This is a genomic window from Saccharopolyspora rhizosphaerae (assembly GCF_003931915.1).
GTDB lineage: Bacteria > Actinomycetota > Actinomycetes > Mycobacteriales > Pseudonocardiaceae > Saccharopolyspora > Saccharopolyspora rhizosphaerae.
In genome coordinates this window covers 71,460-91,537 of the sequence record NZ_RSAA01000014.1, presented here as the reverse complement: position 1 = coordinate 91,537, position 20,078 = coordinate 71,460, and the positions used below count along the sequence as shown (strand labels likewise).

The 20,078-nt window shown below is 71.1% G+C and carries 19 protein-coding genes and 1 riboswitch; of the genes, 17 read left to right on the top strand and 2 right to left on the bottom strand.

From position 1 onward, the window contains the following. Positions 1 to 267 precede the first annotated feature (267 nt). The 5 genes from EIL87_RS13495 (at position 268) to EIL87_RS27705 (ending at position 4,597) form a co-directional block, all read left to right on the top strand. Positions 268 to 465 carry a hypothetical protein gene (locus EIL87_RS13495; RefSeq protein ID WP_125090826.1) on the top strand — a complete coding sequence of 66 codons (198 nt, stop codon included), beginning with the start codon at positions 268 to 270 and terminating at the stop codon, positions 463 to 465. Between the two features lie 206 nt (positions 466 to 671). Next, positions 672 to 2,111 carry an ABC transporter substrate-binding protein gene (locus EIL87_RS13490; RefSeq protein WP_233576227.1) on the top strand — a complete coding sequence of 480 codons (1,440 nt, stop codon included), beginning with the start codon at positions 672 to 674 and terminating at the stop codon, positions 2,109 to 2,111. After that, positions 2,045 to 2,815: a carbohydrate ABC transporter permease gene (locus EIL87_RS13485; protein WP_125090824.1), complete on the top strand. Its 771-nt coding sequence runs from the start codon at positions 2,045 to 2,047 to the stop codon at positions 2,813 to 2,815. Before EIL87_RS13490 ends, EIL87_RS13485 begins: the two co-directional genes overlap by 67 nt. Continuing rightward, complete coding sequence (locus tag EIL87_RS13480) at positions 2,808 to 3,602, top strand: carbohydrate ABC transporter permease (protein ID WP_125090822.1); 795 nt, start codon at positions 2,808 to 2,810, stop codon at positions 3,600 to 3,602. Before EIL87_RS13485 ends, EIL87_RS13480 begins: the two co-directional genes overlap by 8 nt. A gap of 32 nt (positions 3,603 to 3,634) precedes the next feature. Next, positions 3,635 to 4,597, top strand: a complete 963-nt coding sequence (locus tag EIL87_RS27705) for a helix-turn-helix transcriptional regulator (RefSeq protein ID WP_125090820.1) — start codon at positions 3,635 to 3,637, stop codon at positions 4,595 to 4,597. Here the strand turns inward: EIL87_RS27705 and EIL87_RS13470 are convergent. Next, a complete protein-coding gene (locus tag EIL87_RS13470; protein WP_125090818.1) occupies positions 4,588 to 5,505 on the bottom strand; it encodes an SDR family oxidoreductase in 918 nt (305 codons plus the stop codon). The two genes, EIL87_RS27705 and EIL87_RS13470, sit on opposite strands and share 10 nt — an antisense overlap. A gap of 489 nt (positions 5,506 to 5,994) precedes the next feature. On the opposite strand from EIL87_RS13470, the gene ftsZ reads away from it, so the two are divergent. From ftsZ to EIL87_RS13410, 12 genes are all read left to right on the top strand, one after another. After that, positions 5,995 to 7,500, top strand: a complete 1,506-nt coding sequence (gene ftsZ, locus EIL87_RS13465) for a cell division protein FtsZ (protein ID WP_125090816.1) — start codon at positions 5,995 to 5,997, stop codon at positions 7,498 to 7,500. 69 nt (positions 7,501 to 7,569) lie between these two features. Then, complete coding sequence (pgeF, locus tag EIL87_RS13460; RefSeq protein ID WP_125090814.1) at positions 7,570 to 8,289, top strand: peptidoglycan editing factor PgeF; 720 nt, start codon at positions 7,570 to 7,572, stop codon at positions 8,287 to 8,289. Then, the gene (locus EIL87_RS13455; RefSeq protein WP_125090812.1) at positions 8,286 to 9,020 is read left to right on the top strand and encodes a YggS family pyridoxal phosphate-dependent enzyme; all 735 of its coding nucleotides are present in this window, start codon (positions 8,286 to 8,288) and stop codon (positions 9,018 to 9,020) included. The genes pgeF and EIL87_RS13455 overlap by 4 nt, the downstream gene beginning before the upstream one ends. Before the next feature lie 71 nt (positions 9,021 to 9,091). Then, on the top strand, positions 9,092 to 9,748 hold the full coding sequence (locus EIL87_RS13450; protein WP_125090810.1) for a cell division protein SepF: 657 nt from the start codon (positions 9,092 to 9,094) through the stop codon (positions 9,746 to 9,748). 20 nt (positions 9,749 to 9,768) lie between these two features. Next, positions 9,769 to 10,056, top strand: coding sequence for a YggT family protein (locus EIL87_RS13445; protein WP_125090808.1), 288 nt, complete (start codon positions 9,769 to 9,771; stop codon positions 10,054 to 10,056). Positions 10,057 to 10,103: 47 nt separating this feature from the next. Continuing rightward, a complete protein-coding gene (gene wag31 / locus EIL87_RS13440) occupies positions 10,104 to 10,952 on the top strand; it encodes a DivIVA-like cell division protein Wag31 (protein WP_125090806.1) in 849 nt (282 codons plus the stop codon). 96 nt (positions 10,953 to 11,048) lie between these two features. Beyond that, positions 11,049 to 11,465 carry a hypothetical protein gene (locus EIL87_RS13435; protein ID WP_125090804.1) on the top strand — a complete coding sequence of 139 codons (417 nt, stop codon included), beginning with the start codon at positions 11,049 to 11,051 and terminating at the stop codon, positions 11,463 to 11,465. A gap of 254 nt (positions 11,466 to 11,719) precedes the next feature. Beyond that, positions 11,720 to 14,872 (top strand): isoleucine--tRNA ligase, encoded by a 3,153-nt coding sequence (gene ileS, locus EIL87_RS13430; RefSeq protein ID WP_125090802.1) that lies wholly within the window; start codon positions 11,720 to 11,722, stop codon positions 14,870 to 14,872. Between the two features lie 121 nt (positions 14,873 to 14,993). After that, positions 14,994 to 15,109: riboswitch (SAM riboswitch) on the top strand. 34 nt (positions 15,110 to 15,143) lie between these two features. Beyond that, on the top strand, positions 15,144 to 16,466 hold the full coding sequence (locus EIL87_RS13425; RefSeq protein WP_125090800.1) for an aminotransferase class V-fold PLP-dependent enzyme: 1,323 nt from the start codon (positions 15,144 to 15,146) through the stop codon (positions 16,464 to 16,466). 170 nt (positions 16,467 to 16,636) lie between these two features. Further along, on the top strand, positions 16,637 to 17,248 hold the full coding sequence (lspA, locus tag EIL87_RS13420) for a signal peptidase II (protein WP_199740404.1): 612 nt from the start codon (positions 16,637 to 16,639) through the stop codon (positions 17,246 to 17,248). Between the two features lie 41 nt (positions 17,249 to 17,289). Then, positions 17,290 to 18,174: an RluA family pseudouridine synthase gene (locus tag EIL87_RS13415; RefSeq protein ID WP_125091104.1), complete on the top strand. Its 885-nt coding sequence runs from the start codon at positions 17,290 to 17,292 to the stop codon at positions 18,172 to 18,174. Positions 18,175 to 18,541: 367 nt separating this feature from the next. Next, the gene (locus EIL87_RS13410) at positions 18,542 to 18,826 is read left to right on the top strand and encodes a hypothetical protein (RefSeq protein ID WP_125090796.1); all 285 of its coding nucleotides are present in this window, start codon (positions 18,542 to 18,544) and stop codon (positions 18,824 to 18,826) included. 191 nt (positions 18,827 to 19,017) lie between these two features. Here the strand turns inward: EIL87_RS13410 and EIL87_RS13405 are convergent, their stop codons facing one another. Next, entirely contained in the window at positions 19,018 to 19,938 is a 921-nt protein-coding gene (locus EIL87_RS13405; protein WP_199740403.1) for an AsnC family protein, read from the bottom strand. Positions 19,939 to 20,078 lie beyond the last annotated feature (140 nt).

The window sequence follows — 20,078 nt, the reverse complement described above, 5'->3', positions numbered from 1 at the left end:
GGCGGGAGCTCCAGCGGATGCGGATCTCGGTCATCACCCAACCCGTGGGGGCGGCGGTCAGCCTGGTGGCGGTGGCCGTCTTCGCGGCGTTGGGGAGCCTCCACAGCCTCTCCAGTGCGATGCACCTCGTGGTTGCCTGCTCTTCGCCCTGGGATTCGGCTTCAGCCTGCGGGCGTACCGGGTGCACGCCACGATGAGCGACCTCCACCTCATCTTCTCGCCGGGCGGGGTGACCTACTCCTCGGCTGCTGGGGTGTTCACCGCACCGTGGAGCGCGGTCGCGCGCGCCGCCTCCGGCGCGGCCGCTGGGTCTCGGTGAAGGTGCCGGGCTGGGGCGGACCGATCAGCAACGCCGCCCTGGCCGGCGAGCTGATCACCCCGCTGACGGACACGGGTTTGAGCTGGAACGACGTCCGCGCAGCCGTCTTCCACCTCAGCGGCGGCACGGTGACACCGACGCCGTGAGCAGGTGACACCGCTGCGGGTGGGTGCGGGTGCGGCGCAACGCTCCTCGTCCACCGCTGCGACGACGAAGCCGCCTCGTCCGGGTGGTGTTGACTGGGTGATCGAGGTCACCCAGCGTGCGGGGTAATCGTTTGCTGGGCCGGCTTGGGGGTGGTCGAGTGACCGGATCGGTGGGGCGGCGGACGTTCTTGGGGGGAGTGGCCGCGGTGGCGGCCGGACCCGCGCTGGTGCGGTGCTCGCCCAAGCCACGGGAGCTGAGCCTGTGGAACTTCTACGGCCCCGGCGGACAGCAGAAGTCGCAGAGCGACTGGTTCGTGCAGCTGGCCGAGGAGTGGAACGACACCCACGACATCAAGGTCCGGCTGCGCTACGTCCCGAACAAGGACTACAAGTCCGGACCCACCCTGCAGACCTCCTTCAGCGCCGGAGCTGGTCCGGACGTCTTCCTGCTCAGCCCCGGCGACTTCCTGCGCTACTACAACGGCGGGGCCCTCGCCGACCTCACCCCGCACCTGGACCCGTCGGTGCGCGAGGACTTCCTGCCGCTGGTGCTGGAGACCCGGCTCGTCGCCGACCGGGTCTACGGCCTGCCGATGGAGATCGAGCCGCTGGCGCTGTACTACAGCGAGGAGATCTTCGAGCAGGAGCACCTCTCCGAAGGCGACCTGCCGCGCACCTGGGACCAGCTGCTCGACCTCGCCCAGCGCCTCACGAACCGGGACCGGTTCGGCCTGCTCCTCGAGACCAACCCCGGGTACTACGCGAACTCCACCTTCTACCAGTCGATGTGGATGGCCGGCGGCGAAGTCTTCAGCCCCGATCACCGCCGCGCCGCCTTCGACAGCCCAGGAGTCCACCAAGCCCTGCGCTTCTGGCAGGACACCGTCAGGCTCGGCGTCGCACCTCGTCGCGTGCGCGGGACCGGCGGCAACGACTCGATCTCCAACATCGCCGACGGCTACTGCGCGATGCAGCACCTCGGCATCTGGGGCATCGCTGAGATCGCCGAGCAGGCCCCCGATTTCCGCTACGGCGTCCTGCCGATGCCCGCTCCGGCCGATGGCGCCTACACCACGGCACTGGGCAGCTGGGCGGTGGTCGCCAACGCCCGGAGCGAGAACGCCGACGCCGCAGCGGAGTTCGTCGTGTGGGCGCTGGGATCGACCGATCCGGCGAGCATCGATCGCATGCGACGCTGGAACACGGTCGCCAAGACCAACATCCCGCCCCGTCGATCGGTGCAACGCGCAGCGGAGGAACGTGGAGCGTTCGACGACGGTCCGATGCGAGTCTTCGCCGACGAGGTGATGGCCGAGGCTCGTTCGGAGCCCCGCTACCCGCCGGAGGTCTACCGCGCAGTCTCCGACGCGCTGCAGTCCTGCCACCTCGATGGCGGTGACCCCGCGGAGGTCGCCGGTGCCGCCGCCGAGCAGATCGACACGTTCCTGTCCACCTACGAGGGCGCAGATCGGGTGAGCCGCACGAGGAGGTCCGACGCCACCGCCGCAGCTGCCTTCCTGCGCCTGACGCGCTCGGTCTGCTGCTGTTCATCGCCCTGCCCGCGCTGCTCGCGCTGCTGGTGGGCTTCTTCGAGGTCGACGGCTTCGGCAACGTCGACTGCGCGGGCCTGGAGAACTTCCGCCTGATGGCCGGGGACGCGCTGCTGTGGAAGAGCTTCGGCATCACCGTCGGCTACACCGTGTTGTTCGTGCCGCTGGCGTTCGTCGCCGGACTCGGCCTTGCGCTGCTGGTGTCGGAGCACTTCCCGGGTGTCGCCGTGGTGCGCGCCGCGCTGTTCTTGCCGAACGCCGTGAGCCTGGTCGTGATCGGCCTGCTGTGGCAGTTCCTGCTCACCGACAAGACCGGCGCGGTCGCGAAGCTCACCGGGCTGGACGACGTCTCCTGGCTGGGCGACCCCACCCTGGCGCTGATCACGCTGGTGTTGATCAGCGTGTGGTTCCTGATGGGGTACCAGATGCTGATCTTCCTCGGTGGGCTGCAGGACCTCCCGCGCGAGCACTACGACGCGGCCACTGTGGACGGTGCAGGACCTTGGCAGCGGTTCCGCGCCGTCACCTGGCCGATGTTGCGGCCGACGAGCTTCTTCGTGCTGGTGACCTCGCTGATCAACGCGGTCACCGGGCTGCAGGTCTTCGACCTGGTCTACGTGCTGACCTCGGGCGGTCCGGCGAACTCCACCACCACGGTCGTCTACTACGCCTACCAGCAGGCGTTCCTGTTCGGCCGGTTCGGCTACGCCTCGGCGATCTGCGCGCTGCTGGTCGTGGCCCTCGGAGCGGTCACCGGCGTGCTGTTCGCGTTGACCAGAGGAGGCCGGATCGATGCCTAGGGCCCGGATGCTCGCCGCCTACCTGATCGTCTTCGTCACGGTCGCTCCGCTGCTGTGGTTCCTGCTCAGCGCCTTCCGGCCGGAGTCGGAGCTCTACAGCCTCGGCTGGCCGCAGGATCTCACGCTGGACAACGTCGCCCACGTGCTCACCGAGGTCCCGTTCCTGCGCTACCTGGCCAACAGCGCCTTCGTGGCGGTCACCGTCACCGTCATTGCCCTGTTCCTGCACTCGATGGCCGCCTACGCGCTGGCCCCGGTTGTCTGTCCGCGGACGCGGTTTCGCGTTCGCCTCGGTGGTGGCGACGCTGCTGATCTCGCTGCCGGTGATCCTGGTGCCGCTCTCATCGTGGTCCGCGCCCTGGGCCTGGTCGACACCTACGCCGGCCTGATCGTGCCGGGCCTGTTCAACGCCTTCGGCATCTTCCTGCTGCGCCAGTTCTACCTCGGCGTTCCCCGCGAGCTGGAGGACGCCGCCCAGCTGGACGGCTGCGGGCACTGGCGGATCTACTGGCACGTGGTGCTGCCGCTGAGCAGGCCTGTGCTGGCCGCCCTGGCGGTGCTGTTCTTCCTGGCCAACTGGAACTCGTTCCTCTGGCCGCTGGCGGTCGCCCAGGACGAGTCGCTGCGCGTGGTGCAGGTCGGGATCGCGTCCCTGCAGGGCCAGTACGCGTCGAAGACGCACTACGTCATCGCGGCCGGGATGCTCGCCGCACTGCCCACGGTGCTGGTCTTCCTCCTCGGCCAGCGCTGGCTGGTGCGGTCCCTCAAGACCACCGGGCTGCGCTGAGCTTTGTCGGGGGTGGGTCGTAGCGTCGGGGTGTGCGGGCGGCTCGGTTGGTGTCGTTGTTGTGCTTGTTGCAGGTCCGGGGGGCGATGACCGGGCCTGAGCTGGCGCGCGAGCTGGAGGTGTCGGAGCGGACCGTGGCGCGTGACGTGCTGGCGCTGGCCGAGGCCGGGGTTCCGGTCTACGCCGAGCGCGGGCGCGCGGGCGGCTACCGGTTGCTCGGCGGCTACCGGTCCAAGCTCACCGGGCTGCACCGGCAGGAGGCCGAGGCGCTGTTCCTGTCCGGAGTGCCGGGGGCCGCGGTCGACATGGGCTTGGGCGAGGCGGTCGAGGCCGCGCGGCGCAAGACGGCGGCCGCGCTGGCGCCGCCGTTCCGGGACGCGCCGCAGCGGGTGGGGCAGCGGTTCCACCTCGACGCGCCCCGGTGGTTCCGCGAGGCCGGCACGCCCGCCGTGCTGCCGGAGATCGGCAGGGCGGTGTGGGGCGACCTGCGCATCACCGGCGACTACCAGCGCGGCGACCGGCTCGTCCGGCGCGAGCTCGAACCGCACGGTCTCGTGCTCAAGGCCGGCGTCTGGTACCTCGTCGCGCGCTGCGACGGGCGGTTCCGCACCTACCGGGTCGACCGGTTCCGCGAGGTCGTCGTGGGGGAGGAGTTCGTCCGCGACGAGAGCTTCGACCTCGCCGAGTTCTGGGAGCGCACCGCCGAGGAGTTCGCGCGTTCGCTGCTCACCCTCGACGTGGAGGTCCGCCTCAGCACCGCAGGGCTCCGCCGGCTGCGCGCCACCGTCGACGGTCCGGCGGCCGACGAAGCCGAGGCTGGCGCCGGTGAACCCGACGAGCACGGCTGGGTCCGCACCGCGTTCCGGACCGAATCGCTGCAGGTCGCCTACTCGCAACTGCTCGCGCTCGGTCCGGAAGCCGAGGTCCTGGCGCCGGAAGCGCTGCGCCAGGACCTGGCCCGGGCCGCCGCGCGCTTCGCCGCGCTCTACCGGTAGTCGGCCGGGTCGCCCTGCCCGCCGACCCACTCGACCTCGAGCGCGAACCGCCAGCAGTCCGGCTGCGAGCCGTCGACGTCGGTGAAGCCGTACTCCTTCGCGAGGAAACCGCTGGAGAGCGACTGCGTGTTCCACCGCGCCACGTCCGGATCGCTCGCCAGTGCCGCCACCGCCCGGCCCACGTAGGCGGGGGATTCGGCGATGGCGAAAGCCGGTGGGGCGGTCGTGGACTCGCGCCAGTTCTCCTCGGTCACCCCGAAGTGCTCCAGCATCATCTCCGAGCGCAGCCAGCCCGGGGTCAGCGACACCGCGGTGCCGCCCAGCGGGGCCAGCTCCTCGCCCTCGGCGCGGGCCAGCCGGTGCATCGCGGTCTTGGCGACGTCGAAGAACGCGCCGCACTCGCGGCGGTAGAACTCCTCGTGCACTTCCGCGGTGCCGTCGGTGAGCTCCACGACGAGCCCGCCCGGGCGCCGGCTCAGCAGCGCCAGCGCGAAGTGCGCGGTGATCATGTGCGCCTCGATGCCGGTGCGCAGCCGCTGCAACCCCTTCGTCAGGTCCTGCTCCCAGATCGGCCTGTCCCAGTCCATCAGGTGCTCGCCGCCGAGGTCGTTGACCAGCACGTCGAGCCGTCCCTGCTCGGACTCGACCTGGCGCACCAGCTCCCGCACCTCCTCCGGGACGGTGTGGTCGACCCGCACGGCGATCCCCTGCCCGCCGGCGCGGGTGACCCGCTCGGCCGTGTCCTCAATGGTCTCCGGCCGGTCGTAGTCCGAGCGCTGGGTGCGCGTCGTGCGCCCGGTGCAGTACACGGTCGCGCCGGCTGCGCCGAGCTCCACCGCGATCCCGCGCCCGGCTCCCCGCGTCGCTCCCGCTACCAACGCGACCTTCTCCCGCAATTCCCCTGCCATGGCCACCGTTCCTCCGTCGTGCCGCTACGAGGCTGGACGGTGGCAGCTGAACCAGACACCCGCAGTCCGGATTTCCAGCGCTGTCCGCTGCGACGAAGCCGGTTTCGAATCACGACTGCCTCAACCGGGTGAGCGGGTGGCCAGGTACGGTGTCCGTTGTGGTGATCACGTTCGCGAACGTGACCGCCGCACGGGGAGGAACGAGGAAACTGGGCTCGCTGCGGCAACGGGCGGACCCGCTGAGCGACACGGACGACGTCGGGGCGGAAACGACGAGGTGGACGGCACAACACCACTGCTGCCGACACCGGCGTGGCTGCTGGACGCAGGGGCGCGATCACGCCTACCGTCCGAACCGGGCACGGGATCGGTCGAACAACCGCTCCCGCGCCGACGACCAGGGGGAGCCGCATCGGCGGCACCGGCTCAGCGGCCGTCCCGGCGGTCGATGCAGAGAGCACACCAGCCACGATCAGGAAGGCGGATCCGATGACGCCCCCGCACAACTACCTCGCGGTGATCAAAGTCGTCGGCATCGGTGGCGGCGGCGTCAACGCCGTGAACCGCATGATCGAGGTCGGGCTCAAAGGTGTCGAGTTCATCGCGGTGAACACCGACGCGCAGGCCCTGCTGATGTCCGATGCCGACGTCAAGCTCGACATCGGGCGTGAGCTCACCCGCGGTCTCGGCGCCGGTGCCGCTCCCGAGGTCGGCCACAAGGCCGCCGAGGACCACGCCGAGGAGATCGAAGAGGTCCTCAAGGGCGCCGACATGGTGTTCGTGACCGCCGGCGAAGGCGGTGGCACCGGAACCGGTGGTGCCCCGGTGGTCGCCAACATCGCGCGCAAGCTCGGTGCGCTGACCATCGGCGTGGTGACCCGGCCGTTCTCCTTCGAGGGCAAGCGCCGCGCGTCCCAGGCCGAGCAGGGCATCAAGGAGCTGCGCGACTGCTGCGACACCCTGATCGTCATCCCGAACGACCGGTTGCTGCAGCTCGGCGACATCGGCGTGAGCCTGATGGACGCCTTCCGCTCAGCCGACGAGGTGCTGCTCTCCGGTGTCCAGGGCATCACCGACCTGATCACCACGCCGGGTCTGATCAACCTCGACTTCGCGGACGTCAAGAGCGTCATGTCCGGTGCCGGCAGCGCCCTGATGGGCATCGGCTCGGCGAGAGGTGATGGCAGAGCCGTCGAAGCCGCGCAGAAGGCGATCAACTCGCCGCTGCTGGAGGCCTCGATGGAAGGCGCACACGGAGTTCTGCTGGCCATAGCGGGCGGTTCGGACCTCGGCCTGTTCGAGATCAACGAGTCGGCGTCGCTGGTGCAGGAGTCCGCGCACCCCGAGGCCAACATCATCTTCGGCACGGTCATCGACGACTCGCTCGGCGACGAGGTCCGGGTCACGGTGATCGCGGCCGGTTTCGACTCGGGCACGCCGACGCACAAGAAGCTGGAGCCGACCCGGGTCGGCGGCCGCAGCGAGGAGGCCGAGGCGCCCGCGCCGAAGGCCGAGAAGCCCGCGGCCCCGGACGGGACCGAGGAAGCTCAGCAGCAGGCCCCGGCCACGCCGAGCGCTCCGGAACCGGCGCAGCCGACGACCGCCCCAGCTCAGCCGGCGCAGCAGTCGGAGCCCGAGCGGCCGTCGACCCCGCAGGTCGAGCAGCAGCCAGCGGCCCCGCAGCAGCCCGCCGCTCCGCAGCAGCCGACGACCCCGGTCTCCCAGCAGCCGTCGGCTCCGCAGGCCACCGGGTACCAGCAGTCGAGCTACCCGCAGCAGGCGAGCCAGCCGCAGGGCAGCCAGCAGCGCTCCTTCGGCTCCGACGGTTCGTCGACCGGGCAGCAGGGCGTGTCGGTGCCGGGGCGCACCAGCGGCTACCCGACGCACTCCACCGGGACCGGGACCACGCGGTCGGGCGGGCTGCCGAACCGCGCCGTTCCGGTCGGTGACGACACCGACGACGACGTGGACATTCCGCCGTTCATGCGGCGCTGAGCATGGGCGAGAATCGACACCGGAGACCGCTGGTCTCCGGTGTCGATTCATTTTCAGGAGGCTGGGCAAGTGCGGATTCGGCGCGTGACGACCACGCGGGAGGGCGGCAGCTCCAAGGCGCCGTTCGACTCCTTCAACCTCGGCGGCAGGGTGGGTGACGCGCCCGAGGCGGTCGCGGCCAACACGCGCAAGCTGGCCGAGGGCATCGGTCTGCCGGAGGACCACCTGGTGTGGATGGAGCAGATCCACGGCCGCACCGCGACCGTCGTGGACGGTCCGCAGCCGGGTCCGGTGGAGGCCACGGACGCGTTGGTCACGGCTCAACCGGGCCTCGCCCTGGTGGCGCTGACCGCCGACTGCGTGCCGGTGCTGCTTGGCGACCCCGAGGCCGGGGTGATCTCCGCGGTGCACGCTGGGCGCGTCGGCGCGCGCGTGGGCGTGCTGGTGGAAGCGCTGAAGGCGATGCGCCAGGCCGGGGCGCAGCTGGACCGGGTGGAGGCGTTGATCGGGCCCGCCGCGTGCGGCGCCTGCTACGAGGTGCCCCAGGCGATGCAGGCCGACGTCGAGGAGCACCTGCCGGGAAGTGCCTGCAAGACCCGCAAGGGGACCACCGGACTGGACCTGCGCGCCGGGCTCTTCGAGCAGCTCGCGCAGGTCGGCATCGCCAAGATCGGCGTCGACCCGCGCTGCACGATGGAGTCGCCGGAGCTGTTCAGCCACCGCCGGGACAACGGCAGGACCGGCCGGTTCGCGTCGGTCATCTGGATCGACCCGGAGGAGGACCGGTGACGCCCGAGGAACGTCGCGCGGAGCTGGCCGAGTCGCTCGCGGAGGTCCAGGATCGGTTGGTGAAGGCGTGCCACGCCGCCGACCGCTCCGCGGACGAGGTCGAGCTGCTGGCTGTGACGAAGACCTTCCCCGCGTCCGATGTGGCACTTCTCTCCGATCTCGGGCTGGTCGCGTTCGCCGAGAACCGGGAGCAGGAGGCGCGCGGCAAGGTCGCCGAGTTCGCCGAGCTGCGTCCGCAGGCCGTGCGGCGCTGGCACATGGTCGGCCAGTTGCAGCGCAACAAGGCGCGGGCGGTGACCCGCTGGGCGGACGTCGTCGAGTCGGTCGACAGTGAGCGGCTCGCCGAGGCGCTGGCCCGCGCGACCGCCAACGCCCGCGCGGCGGGCGATCGCGAGCACCCGCTGGACGTGCTGGTGCAGGTCAGCTTGGACGGCACGGTCGGCAGGGGAGGCTGCCCACCGGACGACGTTCCGCGGCTCGCCGACAAGATCGCCGGAACGAGCGATCTTCGGTTGCGGGGAGTGATGGCGGTGGCTCCGCTCGGCGGCGACCCGGATGTGGCGTTCGCCACACTTCGGGCGATCTCCGAGCGTCTGCGCGTTGATCACCCCGAAGCTGTGGACGTGTCGGCGGGGATGTCCGCCGACCTGGAAAGTGCTGTTGCGCACGGCTCGACCAGGGTGCGTGTCGGAACCGCGCTGCTCGGCGGGCGGCGGTTAACCTCGCCGTAGCCGTCAAAAGGGGGTCGAAGGCCGGCCACCTCGTGCTCGGTGTCAGGGAGCCGCAGAGGAAGGGCATGCCGATGAGCGCTCTGCACAAGTTGAAGGCCTACTTCGGCATGGTCCCGGCCGACGAGGTGGACGAGTTCGAGGACGAGATCGCCTACCGCGAGCGGTACGACGACGAGCGTCCTGCGTACGACTCCCGTCCCGCCTACGGCGACCGGATCGCTTACGACGACGACCGGGGAGCACCCCGGCGCAGGCCAGCGGGCACCCGCGGCGGCTTCCAGGCCGACGCGGAGACCGAGTCCTACGCCGAGGAGTTCCGCGAGACGCCGCGACCCCGGCGGCAGTGGGCGCCGGAGACGGCGTCCCGCAGCACTCTGCCCAACGATCAGCCGCGGAATGACGGAGTTTCGCGTCTGCGGGCGGTGACCGACACCGGTACTCAGTTCAACTTGAGCAAGATCACAACACTGCATCCGCGGAGCTACAGCGAGGCGCGGACGATCGGTGAGCAGTACCGCGACGGCACCCCGGTGATCATGAACCTGACCGAGATGGAGGAGGCCGACGCCAAGCGCCTGGTCGACTTCGCCGCAGGTCTGGCGTTCGCGATGCGGGGTTCGATCGAGAAGGTCACCAACCGCGTGTTCTTGCTCTCACCGCCCAACGTGGACGTGGCGGCCGAGGACAAGAGGCGGCTAGCAGAGGGGGCCTTTTTCAACTACGGGTGAGTGGTGGCACAGTTGAAGGCGTGAACCCAGTGCAGATCGTCCTGTTCTACGTTCTGTTCTTCTTCTGGCTCCTTCTCACGGCGCGTATCGTGGTGGAACTCGTGAGAGTGTTCGCTCGCGATTGGCGACCCGTTGGGGGGGTTGCAATCGCGTTGGAGAGCATCTACACAGTGACCGACCCACCTGTGAAGTTGGTGCGTCGGGTGATTCCGACGGTCCGGATCGGCGGCGTCGGACTGGACCTATCGATTATGGTGCTGCTGCTGGTCGTGTTCATCGCGATGCGACTGGTGCAACCGGCCGGGTGACGGGGAACCCGCCGAACCGCAGCCGAAGGAGTGCGTGAGGTGATCTTGTGGGCCTGACCCCCGCCGACGTGCATAACGTCGCGTTCAGCAAACCTCCGATCGGCAAGCGGGGCTACAACGAGGACGAGGTGGACGCATTCCTCGACCTGGTTGAAGCCGAGCTTGCCCGGCTGGTTGAGGAGAACAACGACCTGCGCGGCCAGGTCGAGCAGCTGGAGAACCAGCTGCAGACCGCCCAGGTCGACTTGGACGAGGCCCGCAGCCAGGCCGCGTCCGCTGCCGCCTCGACCCAAGCCGCCCCCGCGGAGGAACCGCGCCGGCTCACCCCGGTCCCGGCGCCGACCGCTGCCGAGCAGACTTCGCCCGGTGGTGATCACCACGTTCAGGCCGCCAAGGTCCTGGGCCTGGCGCAGGAGATGGCCGACCGGCTGACCGGTGAGGCCAAGGCCGAGGCCGACGGCATGTTGTCCGAGGCCCGGACGAAGTCCGAGCAGCTGCTGTCCGAGGCTCGTTCGAAGTCCGACAGCATGGTGAACGAATCTCGGACCCGAGCCGAGACGATGCTCAACGACGCCCGCACGCGGGCGGAGACGCTTGAGCGGCAGGCGCGCGACAAGGCCGCCAGCCTGGAGCGCGACGCGCAGCGCAAGCACGCCGAGGTGATGGGCAACATCACCAACGAGAAGAACGCCCTCGAGAAGAAGATCGAGACTCTGCGCACGTTCGAGCGCGAGTACCGCACCCGGCTGCAGACCTACCTGGAGTCCCAGCTGCGAGAACTGCAGGACCGCGGGTCCGCCGCTCCAGCGGAGAGCAGCAGCAGCAGCGGAAGCCGTTCCTCGGGTCAGCAGGCCACCAGCTACAGCTTCGGCGCCAGGGCGGCCGAAGCGGGCTGATTCCCCGTTCACGACTTGGCGCACCGGCGGTGATAGGTCATGGCCCGTCACCGCCGGTATCTGCCGAGAGGGGATCGGCGAAGGGGCGGAAGTCGAGTGCTGCTGGTCGTACTGCTGCTGGTCCTGGTGGCCGCCGCGACGTTGGTGGCCGCGGTGTTCGGTGCCGGGGCCGGGTTCGCGTGGACCTCGGTCCTGGCCAGCGTCCTCGGGGCCGCGCTGCTGGTCGTCGACCGGCTCCGGACCCGCCGCAGCAGGACGAGGACCACCCGGGTCCGGCCGCAGGGCGAGGAACCGGGCGAGGAGCGGAGCAACGCTGCCGAGGCGGCCGATCCGGACGCCGAGGTCGTGGTGATCGACGAACGTCCGCGCTACCACGTGCGGACCTGCGACTGGCTCGGCGAAGCGGACGCGCTGCCGCTGACGCTGGTCGACGCCCGGGGTCTCGGCTTCACGCCGTGCGCCCGGTGCGCGCCCAACGCGACCATCGCCGCGGAGCCGCGCCGGAGCCGGTGAGAGCGCACTGGCGAAGTCCCGGTACTCTGGGAAGACCAGGCGTTGATCCGGCCATCACCGGGGAGCCTCCGGAAGAACGGGCGCGGCGCGCCTCAGTAGAACCGGACGGGTCCGGCCCGTCACAGCCGGCAATCGAGTGGCCGTCGGCGTTCCGCGCCGTCGGCAAGCGGGGTGGTACCGCGGTGCCCGGTGCGTCCGGGGGTCGTCCCCGTCCTCCAGGGCGGCAACGACACAGTGCGAGGAGCAGCTCCGCGATGGCATACCCCAAGGTTCCCTTCGGCGCGTCCGACGAGCGCGGCGTGGCGGCCCAGCCCGCGTTCCCGGAGATCGAGCGCCAAGTGCTGGACTTCTGGGCCGATGACAAGACCTTCCGCGCCTCCGTCGAGGCCCGCGAGGCGGGTCACAACGGGTCGAACGAGTACGTCTTCTACGACGGTCCGCCCTTCGCCAACGGTCTGCCGCACTACGGCCACCTGCTCACCGGCTACGTCAAGGACGCGGTTCCGCGCTACCAGACGATGCGCGGCAAGCGCGTCGAGCGCCGGTTCGGTTGGGACACGCACGGTCTGCCCGCTGAGGTCGAGGCGGAGAAGCAGCTCGGCATCACCTCGAAGGCCGAGATCGACAAGATGGGCGTCGCCGCGTTCAACGAGGCGTGCAAGACCTCCGTGCTGCGCTACACCGCTGAGTGGGAGGACTACGTCACCCGCCAAGCGCGGTGGGTCGACTTCGAGAACGACTACAAGACGCTCGACCTCGACTACATGGAAAGCGTCATGTGGGCGTTCAAGACCCTGTGGGACAAGGGTCTGGTCTACGAGGGCTACCGGGTGCTCTGGTATTGCTGGCGCTGCGAGACGCCGCTGTCCAACACCGAGACCCGCATGGACGACGGCTACCGGCCGCGCCAGGACCCGGCCGTGACGGTCGGACTGCGGCTGACCGCCCCGGGCCGGGAGTTCGACGGCGCGCTGGCGCTGGTGTGGACGACGACCCCGTGGACGCTGCCGTCGAACCTCGCCGCGGCCGTGCACCCCGACGTCGACTACGCGCTGGTCGCGCCCGCGCAGGGCACCGAGCGCTACCTGCTCGCGGAAGCGCGGCTGTCGGCCTACGCCCGTGAGCTCGGCGAGGACATCGCCGACCGGGTCGTCGCCCGCTACAAGGGGTCCGACCTGCTGGGGATCCGCTACGAGCCGCCGTTCGACTTCTTCGCCGGCCGCGAGAACGCCCACCAGGTGCTGGCCGCGGACTACGTCACCACCGACGACGGCACCGGTGTCGTGCACATCGCCCCGGCCTTCGGTGAGGACGACAAGGTCGTCACCGACGCCGCGGACATCGTGCCGGTCGTCCCGGTCGACGCGCACGGCAAGTTCACCGCCGAGGTGCCGCCGTTCGAGGGCATGCAGGTCTTCGAGGCCAACAAGCACATCGCCCGCGACCTCAAGGACCGCGGTCTGCTGCTGCGCCACGAGACCTACGACCACCAGTACCCGCACTGCTGGCGCTGCGACAACGCGCTGATCCAGCGTGCGGTGTCGTCCTGGTTCGTGGCCGTGAGCCAGTTCAAGGACCGGATGGTCGAGCTGAACAAGCAGATCAACTGGGTTCCCTCGCACATCCGCGACGGCCAGTTCGGCAAGTGGCTGGAGAACGCCCGCGACTGGAACATCTCGCGGAACCGGTACTGGGGTTCGCCGATCCCGGTGTGGGTCTCGGACAACCCGGAGCACCCGCGCACCGACGTCTACGGTTCGCTGGACGAGCTCGAGCGCGACTTCGGCGTGCGGCCGACGAACCTGCACCGCCCGGAGATCGACGAGCTGACCCGGCCGAACCCGGACGACCCGACCGGGCAGTCCACCATGCGCCGGGTGCCGGAGGTGCTGGACTGCTGGTTCGAGTCCGGCTCGATGCCGTTCGCGCAGGTCCACTACCCGATGGAGAACGCCGAGTGGTTCGAGCACCACTTCCCGGGCGACTTCATCGTGGAGTACCACGGGCAGACCCGCGGCTGGTTCTACACGCTGCACGTGCTGGCCACGGCGCTGTTCGACCGACCGGCCTTCAGCAACGTGGTGGCGCACGGGATCGTGCTGGGCCACGACGGCCTGAAGATGTCGAAGTCCAAGAAGAACTACCCGGACGTCAACGAGGTCTTCGACCGCGACGGCTCGGACGCCATGCGCTGGTTCCTGATGTCCAGCCCGATCCTGCGCGGCGGCGACCTGGTGGTCACCGAGCGCGGCATCCGGGACGCGGTGCGCCAGGCGGTGCTGCCGCTGTGGAACTCCTGGTACTTCCTCGCGCTCTACGCCAACGCCGAGGGCGCCACCGGTGAGTTCCGCACCGACAGCACGCACGTGCTCGACCGCTACGTGCTGGCCAAGACCCACGAGCTGGTCGGGGACGTGCAGTCGGCGATGGACTCGCTGGACCTGGCCACCGCGACCGCGACGGTGCGGGAGTTCCTGGAGGTGCTGACCAACTGGTACGTGCGCCGTTCCCGGGACCGCTTCTGGGCGGGCGACAAGGACGCCATCGACACCCTGCACACCGTGCTCGAGGTGACTTGCCGGGTGGTGGCGCCGCTGCTGCCGCTGACCGCCGAGGCGGTGTGGCGCGGGCTCACCGGCGGCCGCTCGGTGCACCTCACCGACTGGCCTCTGGTCGACGAACTGCCGGCGGACGCCGCGCTGGTGTCGGCGATGGACCAGGTGCGCCAGGTCTGCTCCTCGGCGCTGGCGCTGCGCAAGTCCAACAAGCTGCGGGTCCGGCTGCCGCTGGCGCGGTTGGTGGTGGCCACGCCGGAGGCCGAGGCGCTGCGCCCGTTCGCGGACCTGATCACCGACGAGGTCAACGTCAAGAGCCTGGAGCTGAGCACCGACGTCGCCGCGCACGGTCGCTTCGAGATCGCGGTGAACGCCCGCGCGGCCGGCCCGCGGCTCGGCAAGGACGTGCAGAAGGTGATCAAGGCCGTCAAGGCAGGTGACTGGGAGCGCCGCGGGTCCACTGTGGTCGCCGCGGGCGTCGAGCTGCAGGACGGCGAGTACACCGAGCGGCTCGTCTCGACCGACCCGGGCGCCGCTGCGGCGCTGCCGGGCGGTGCAGGGCTGGTCGTGCTCGACACCGAGGTCACGCCGGAACTGGCGGCGGAGGGCCTGGCCCGCGACGTGGTCCGGGTGATCCAGAACGCCCGCAAGGACGCCGGTTTCGAGGTCTCGGACCGCATCCGGGTCGTCGTCGAGGCGCCGGCCGAGGTCGTCGCGGCGGTCGAGGCGCACCGCGAGTTCATCGCGGGTGAGACCCTCGCCAACGCGGTCGAGGCCGGCGACGCGGGCGACGCCGCGACCGGCGCGGTCGGCGACGGGGTGGAGGTCAAGGTCGCGGTCTCCCGCGACTGATCCCCCGCTGAGCAGCGCGAAGGCCCCGGGGAGCCACGAGCTCCCGGGGCCTTCGCCGTTCCGCCCGCGGAGTGGGACGGCGTTGTCGCGGAGCCGACCGGGCGATAGCGTTCGCGGCGAAGGTCATGAGCGCCAGCGCCAAGCCCCGGCTCGCTGGCCGGCAACCCTCCTACCGCGGTGGGGTGCCCCGGGTGAGGACCTGGCCGGCCGCGCAGCGCGGTTCGGCAAGCGCGGGCCCGACGAGGGCCCTCGAAGCCCTGGGAGGGTCGCGATGTCCCCAGCTGTCATCGATGTTCCGAGCCGCTCCGCCGCCGTTCCCGGCGTCGTGGGAGCCGATCTGCGGGTACCGCTGGTCACCGGCGGCACCGCCGCCTACGCCAACCTCGACCACGCCGCCAGCGCGCCGTGCTCGTCAGCCGTGCGCGACGCGGTGGACGAGCTGCTGCCGCACTACGCCAGCGTGCACCGGGGTGCCGGGTTCGCCTCGCAGGTCTGCACCCGCGTCTACGAGGGCGCGCGGCAGGTGCTGTCGGACTTCACCGGAGCCAGGCAGGGCGACCAGGTCGTGTTCACCCGCAACACCACCGACGCGCTGAACCTGCTCGCCTCGGCGGCACCGCGCGGCACCTCGGTGGTGGCCTTCGACACGGCCCACCACGCCGCGCTGCTGCCCTGGCGCCACGTGCGCCGCATCCCCGCACCGCAGAGCCCCACCGAGGCCGTCCAAGCCTTGGACGAGGCGCTGGCCGAATGCCCCGAGGGGCCGCGGCTGGCCGTGCTCACCGGCGCTTGCAACGTCACCGGCGAGCTGTGGCGGGTCGCCGAACTCGCCCGCGCCGCCCGACGCCGGGGTGCCCGGACCGTGCTGGACGCCGCGCAGCTCGCCCCGCACCGGCCGATCCGGCTCGCCGAGCTCGACGTCGACTACGCCGCCCTCTCCGGGCACAAGCTCTACGCGCCCTTCGGATCCGGTGCGCTGGTCGGCCGCGCCGACTGGCTCAACGCCGCCGACCCGCACCTGGCCGGTGGCGGCGCGTCCCGCGCGGTCACCGAGCGCGCGGTCAGTTGGACCACCGGGCCGGAGCGGCACGAGGCCGGCTCTCCCAACACCGTCGGCGTGCACGCGCTGGCCACCGCCTGTCGCACCCTCACCACCCGGTGGGGCGACGTCGTCGCCCACGAATCGGCGCTGCTCAGCCGCTTGCGCGCCGGGCTGGTGGAGGTCCCCGGGCTGCGCGAGCTGAGCCTGTTCGGCTCGGAGCACGACCGGGTCGGCGTCGTCAGCTTCACCCTCGACGGGCAGGACCCGGGTCTGATCGCGGCCGCGCTGTCGGCCGAGCACGCCATCGGCGTCCGCGACGGGCTGTTCTGCGCCCACCTCGGCACCCGCCACCTGCTGACCAAGGCCGGCGCGGACTCCGGACGCGCGCTGCGCGCCAGCATCGGCCTCGGCACCACGACCGAGCACGTCGACCGGCTCGTCGCGGCCCTGAAATCCCTGGTCGCGGACGGCCCGGCAGCGGCCTACGAGCAGGTCGACGGCCACTGGGCGCCCGTCGACGACCCACGGCCGCTGCCTCCGTTCCTGCCCTGACCCCGCGCTCCCCCTCGAGGGGAGGTGGTGACACCTGGGGCTCTGCACCGCGCTGGTGGGGGCAGTTCCAGGTGACACCTCCCCCGCCTGGAGAGGCCCAACCTCCCGGGGGAAGGGCGTGGGCTCGGGCTGGTGCGCCGGCGTTCGCCCGTGTCGGGGACAATGGCGGGGTGAGCACCGAGCAACCCCCTCCTGAGCAGGCGGACTCCGCGGCGGAGGACGCCAAGTCGACCTCGGCCCCCGACGCCCGGCAGGGCGGGTCCGGCACGCTGCTGGCGCTGCTGTTCGGAGTGGCGGCGGCAGGCCTGACCCTGGACGTCGTGACCAAGATCGCCGTGGTCGCTGAGCTGGAGGGCAACCCGCCGGTGCGGGTGCTCGGCGGCCTGTTCTACCTCGACGTGCTGCGCAACCCCGGTGCCGCGTTCTCCATGGCCACCGGCCTGACCTGGCTGCTGGCGCTGCTGGCCATCGCGGTGGTCGGCGTCATCGTGTGGCTTGCGCCGAAGCTCCGCTCGCCGGGGTGGGCCGTCGGTCTGGGGCTCGTGCTCGGCGGTGCCTGCGGCAACCTCGGTGATCGGCTGTTCCGCGCGCCCGGCCCGCTGCAGGGCCACGTGGTGGACTTCCTGTCCTTCCTGGCCCCCGGCGGCCAGGTCTTCCCGGTGTTCAACGTCGCCGACAGCTGCATCACCTGCGGCGGCATCCTCGTGGTGCTGCTGTCGCTGCTGGGCCGCGACTTCGACGGGACCATCCACCGCAAGCAGAAGAAGGCCGCCCACTCGTGAGCGAACTCCGAACCCTCCCGGTGCCCGAGGGCTTGGACGGCATGCGGATCGACGCCGGTCTGTCCAAGCTGCTCGGCCTGTCCCGCAACGCCGTCGCCGGGCTCGCCGAGGCCGGTGACGTGCTCGTCGACGGCGCACCCGCGGGCAAGTCCGAGCGCCTGATCGCCGGTTCGTGGCTGGAGATCACCCTCCCGGCCGCCGAGCAACCGCTGCAGGTCGTGGCCGTGCCGGTCGAGGGCATGAAGATCCTGCACCAGGACGAGGACATCGTCGTGGTCGACAAGCCGATCGGCGTCGCCGTGCACCCGAGCCCCGGCTGGGAGGGCCCCACCGTCGTCGGCGGGCTCGCCGCCGCGGGCGTGCGGATCGCCACCTCGGGCGCCGCCGAACGCCAGGGCGTGGTGCACCGGCTCGACGCGGGCACCACCGGCGTGATGGTGGTGGCCAAGAGCGAGCACGCCTACACGGTGCTCAAGCGCGCGTTCAAGGAACGCACCGTCGAGAAGCGGTACCACGCGGTCGTGCAGGGCCTGCCGGACCCGAGCCGCGGCACCATCGACGCCCCGATCGACCGGCACCCCCGGCACGACTACAAGTTCGCCGTGGTCACCGGCGGCAAGCCGAGCATCACGCACTACGAGACGGTGGAGGCCTTCCGCGCCGCGTCCTTGATCGACGTCAAGCTGGAAACCGGCCGCACGCACCAGATCCGAGTGCACTTCGCGGCGATCAAGCACCCCTGCGTCGGCGACCTCACCTACGGCGCCGACCCGACCCTGGCGCGGCGGCTGGGCATCACCAGGCAGTGGCTGCACGCGCGGAGCCTGTCCTTCGAGCACCCCTCGGGCGGGCAGGTGACGTTCGAGAGCGAGTACCCGGAAGACTTGCAGCACGCCCTGGACGAGTTGCGCGACCAGGATGGTTAGAGGGATGTGATCGCCTTGCGCGGCGGTGCGGGTGGCAGGACCTGAGCGGCTCCGAGGACTCCGTGCGCCGCTCCTTGAGCTTCGGTGCGCGTCGTCGCGGCGTACTCGCCACGAAGCCGCTCAGCACCTGCGGCGGTGCGAGGTGTGTCCCGCACCTGGCGAAGCGGCTGTTGCTGCGGGCTGCTGGGTCGCTGCGGTGTCGGGTGTCCCTCGCCTGGCGAAGCGGCTGCTGCTGCGGGGCGCCTGGGGTCGTGCGGTGGTGCCGGTTTGGGCCCACGCCCGTGGAACACGCCGCTGCTGTGCGTCATGCACGGCTCTGGGAGCAGGTACCGTGGTGTTCGTTCAGCGGGCTACCAAGGGGGTTTCGATGGCTCAGGAGTTCCCGGGGTCGGACGCACCGACCCCGCCGCGCGGCATCCCGGCCGTCGACCCGGAGGCCGACCTGGACACCCCACCGGAGGGGCTGACCAGCCTCGGTGACGTGATCAGCGCTCAGGACGTCGCACCGGCCACGCCCTCGGTCATCGGCGAGCCCGAACCCGAGCGCCCGCGGGACGACGCCGGCGACTGGCCGACCCTGCAGTACCGCAGCAGGCAGCGCACCGAGAAGCCCCGGCGGAACCCGCTGGACTTCTTCCGGGGCGAGTCCTGACGTCTGAGAACTGGTCCGGACTCGCTTCGCGCGGCGGAACCTGAGCGGCTCCGTGGACTCCGTGTGCTGTTCCTCGAGCAGTCACCACGCGGCGTCCCGGCGTGCCCGCCACGAAGCCGCTCACCACCTTCGGAGGTGCGGGTCGAGGCCCGCACCTGGAACACGCGGCTTCGCCGTGGGGTGAACCGTTCCTAGAGGTCGGTGATGTCCCAGAGAAGCGTGCGCTGCGGGTCGCCGGGTTGGGCGGTCCAGCGGACGGCGGCCAGCTCCGTCGATTCCGGGAGCACGTAAACCGTGTGGCCTCCGGCGGTTTCGCCCGGCTGCACGCCCATCCGGTGCGGCGGACGGGACGACATCGACACCGGGGCCTTGCCCACCGGCGCACCGTCCTTGGTGATCAGTTCCAGGTACATGTCGGGCAGCGACGGGAACGGCACCTGCCCGTGGTTGGTCAGCTCGGTGTGCACCACGACGGAGCGCTCCCCGGGCTGCAGCTCGTAGCCGGCGGCGGTGTACAGGAAGTCCGCCGGGTCGACGACCTCGATGAGCTGGATGCTGATCCGCTCGCCCGACACGCCCTGCACCTCCAGCCTGGTGCCGACCTGACCTGTCGTGGCGGGTGCCTGGGCGGGCACCGGCGCGGGCTGGTCCCCGCGCGCCCACGCGGCGGACCCGGGCGGGCCCCACGTGCTCATCGGCGGCTGCGGCGCGACCGGCTGCTGGGGGTGCGGCATCGCGTGCGTGGCCTGCCGGGGTCCTGAGACGTGTTGCGGCCCAGAGACACCCGGGACCTGGTGGGGTCCCGAGAGGTGCTGGGCGCCCGGAACCTGGTGCGGACCGGACATCGGGTGCGGGCCGCTGTACTGCGCTCCCGGGTGCGGGGCGTTCTGCGCGGCCCACTGCTGAGCTGCGGCGACGGCGTTGCGGATGCCCTGCTGATCGCACTCGACACCGACGATCAACGGCAGTCCGGTGGTGGACAACGCGGCGAGTCGTGCGCCGACCTCGCGCACGTCCATGCCGAGCCGGCCGGCGATGTCCGGGACCGCCGCCCGGCCCATCTCGGCGACGAGGCTCAGCAGGCGCACGTCCTCGGGATCAGGGCCAGTCACGTCGTGCCACGCTACCCGCTCCCGCGGGCGCGTGGGTGCGAGGCACGAGTTCGGCGAGACCCCCGACGACCAGCGCATGATCTCCGACACGCCGGGCCCGTGGAACCACGAGCAACGCCTGGGTGAATGGCCGGTCTCGT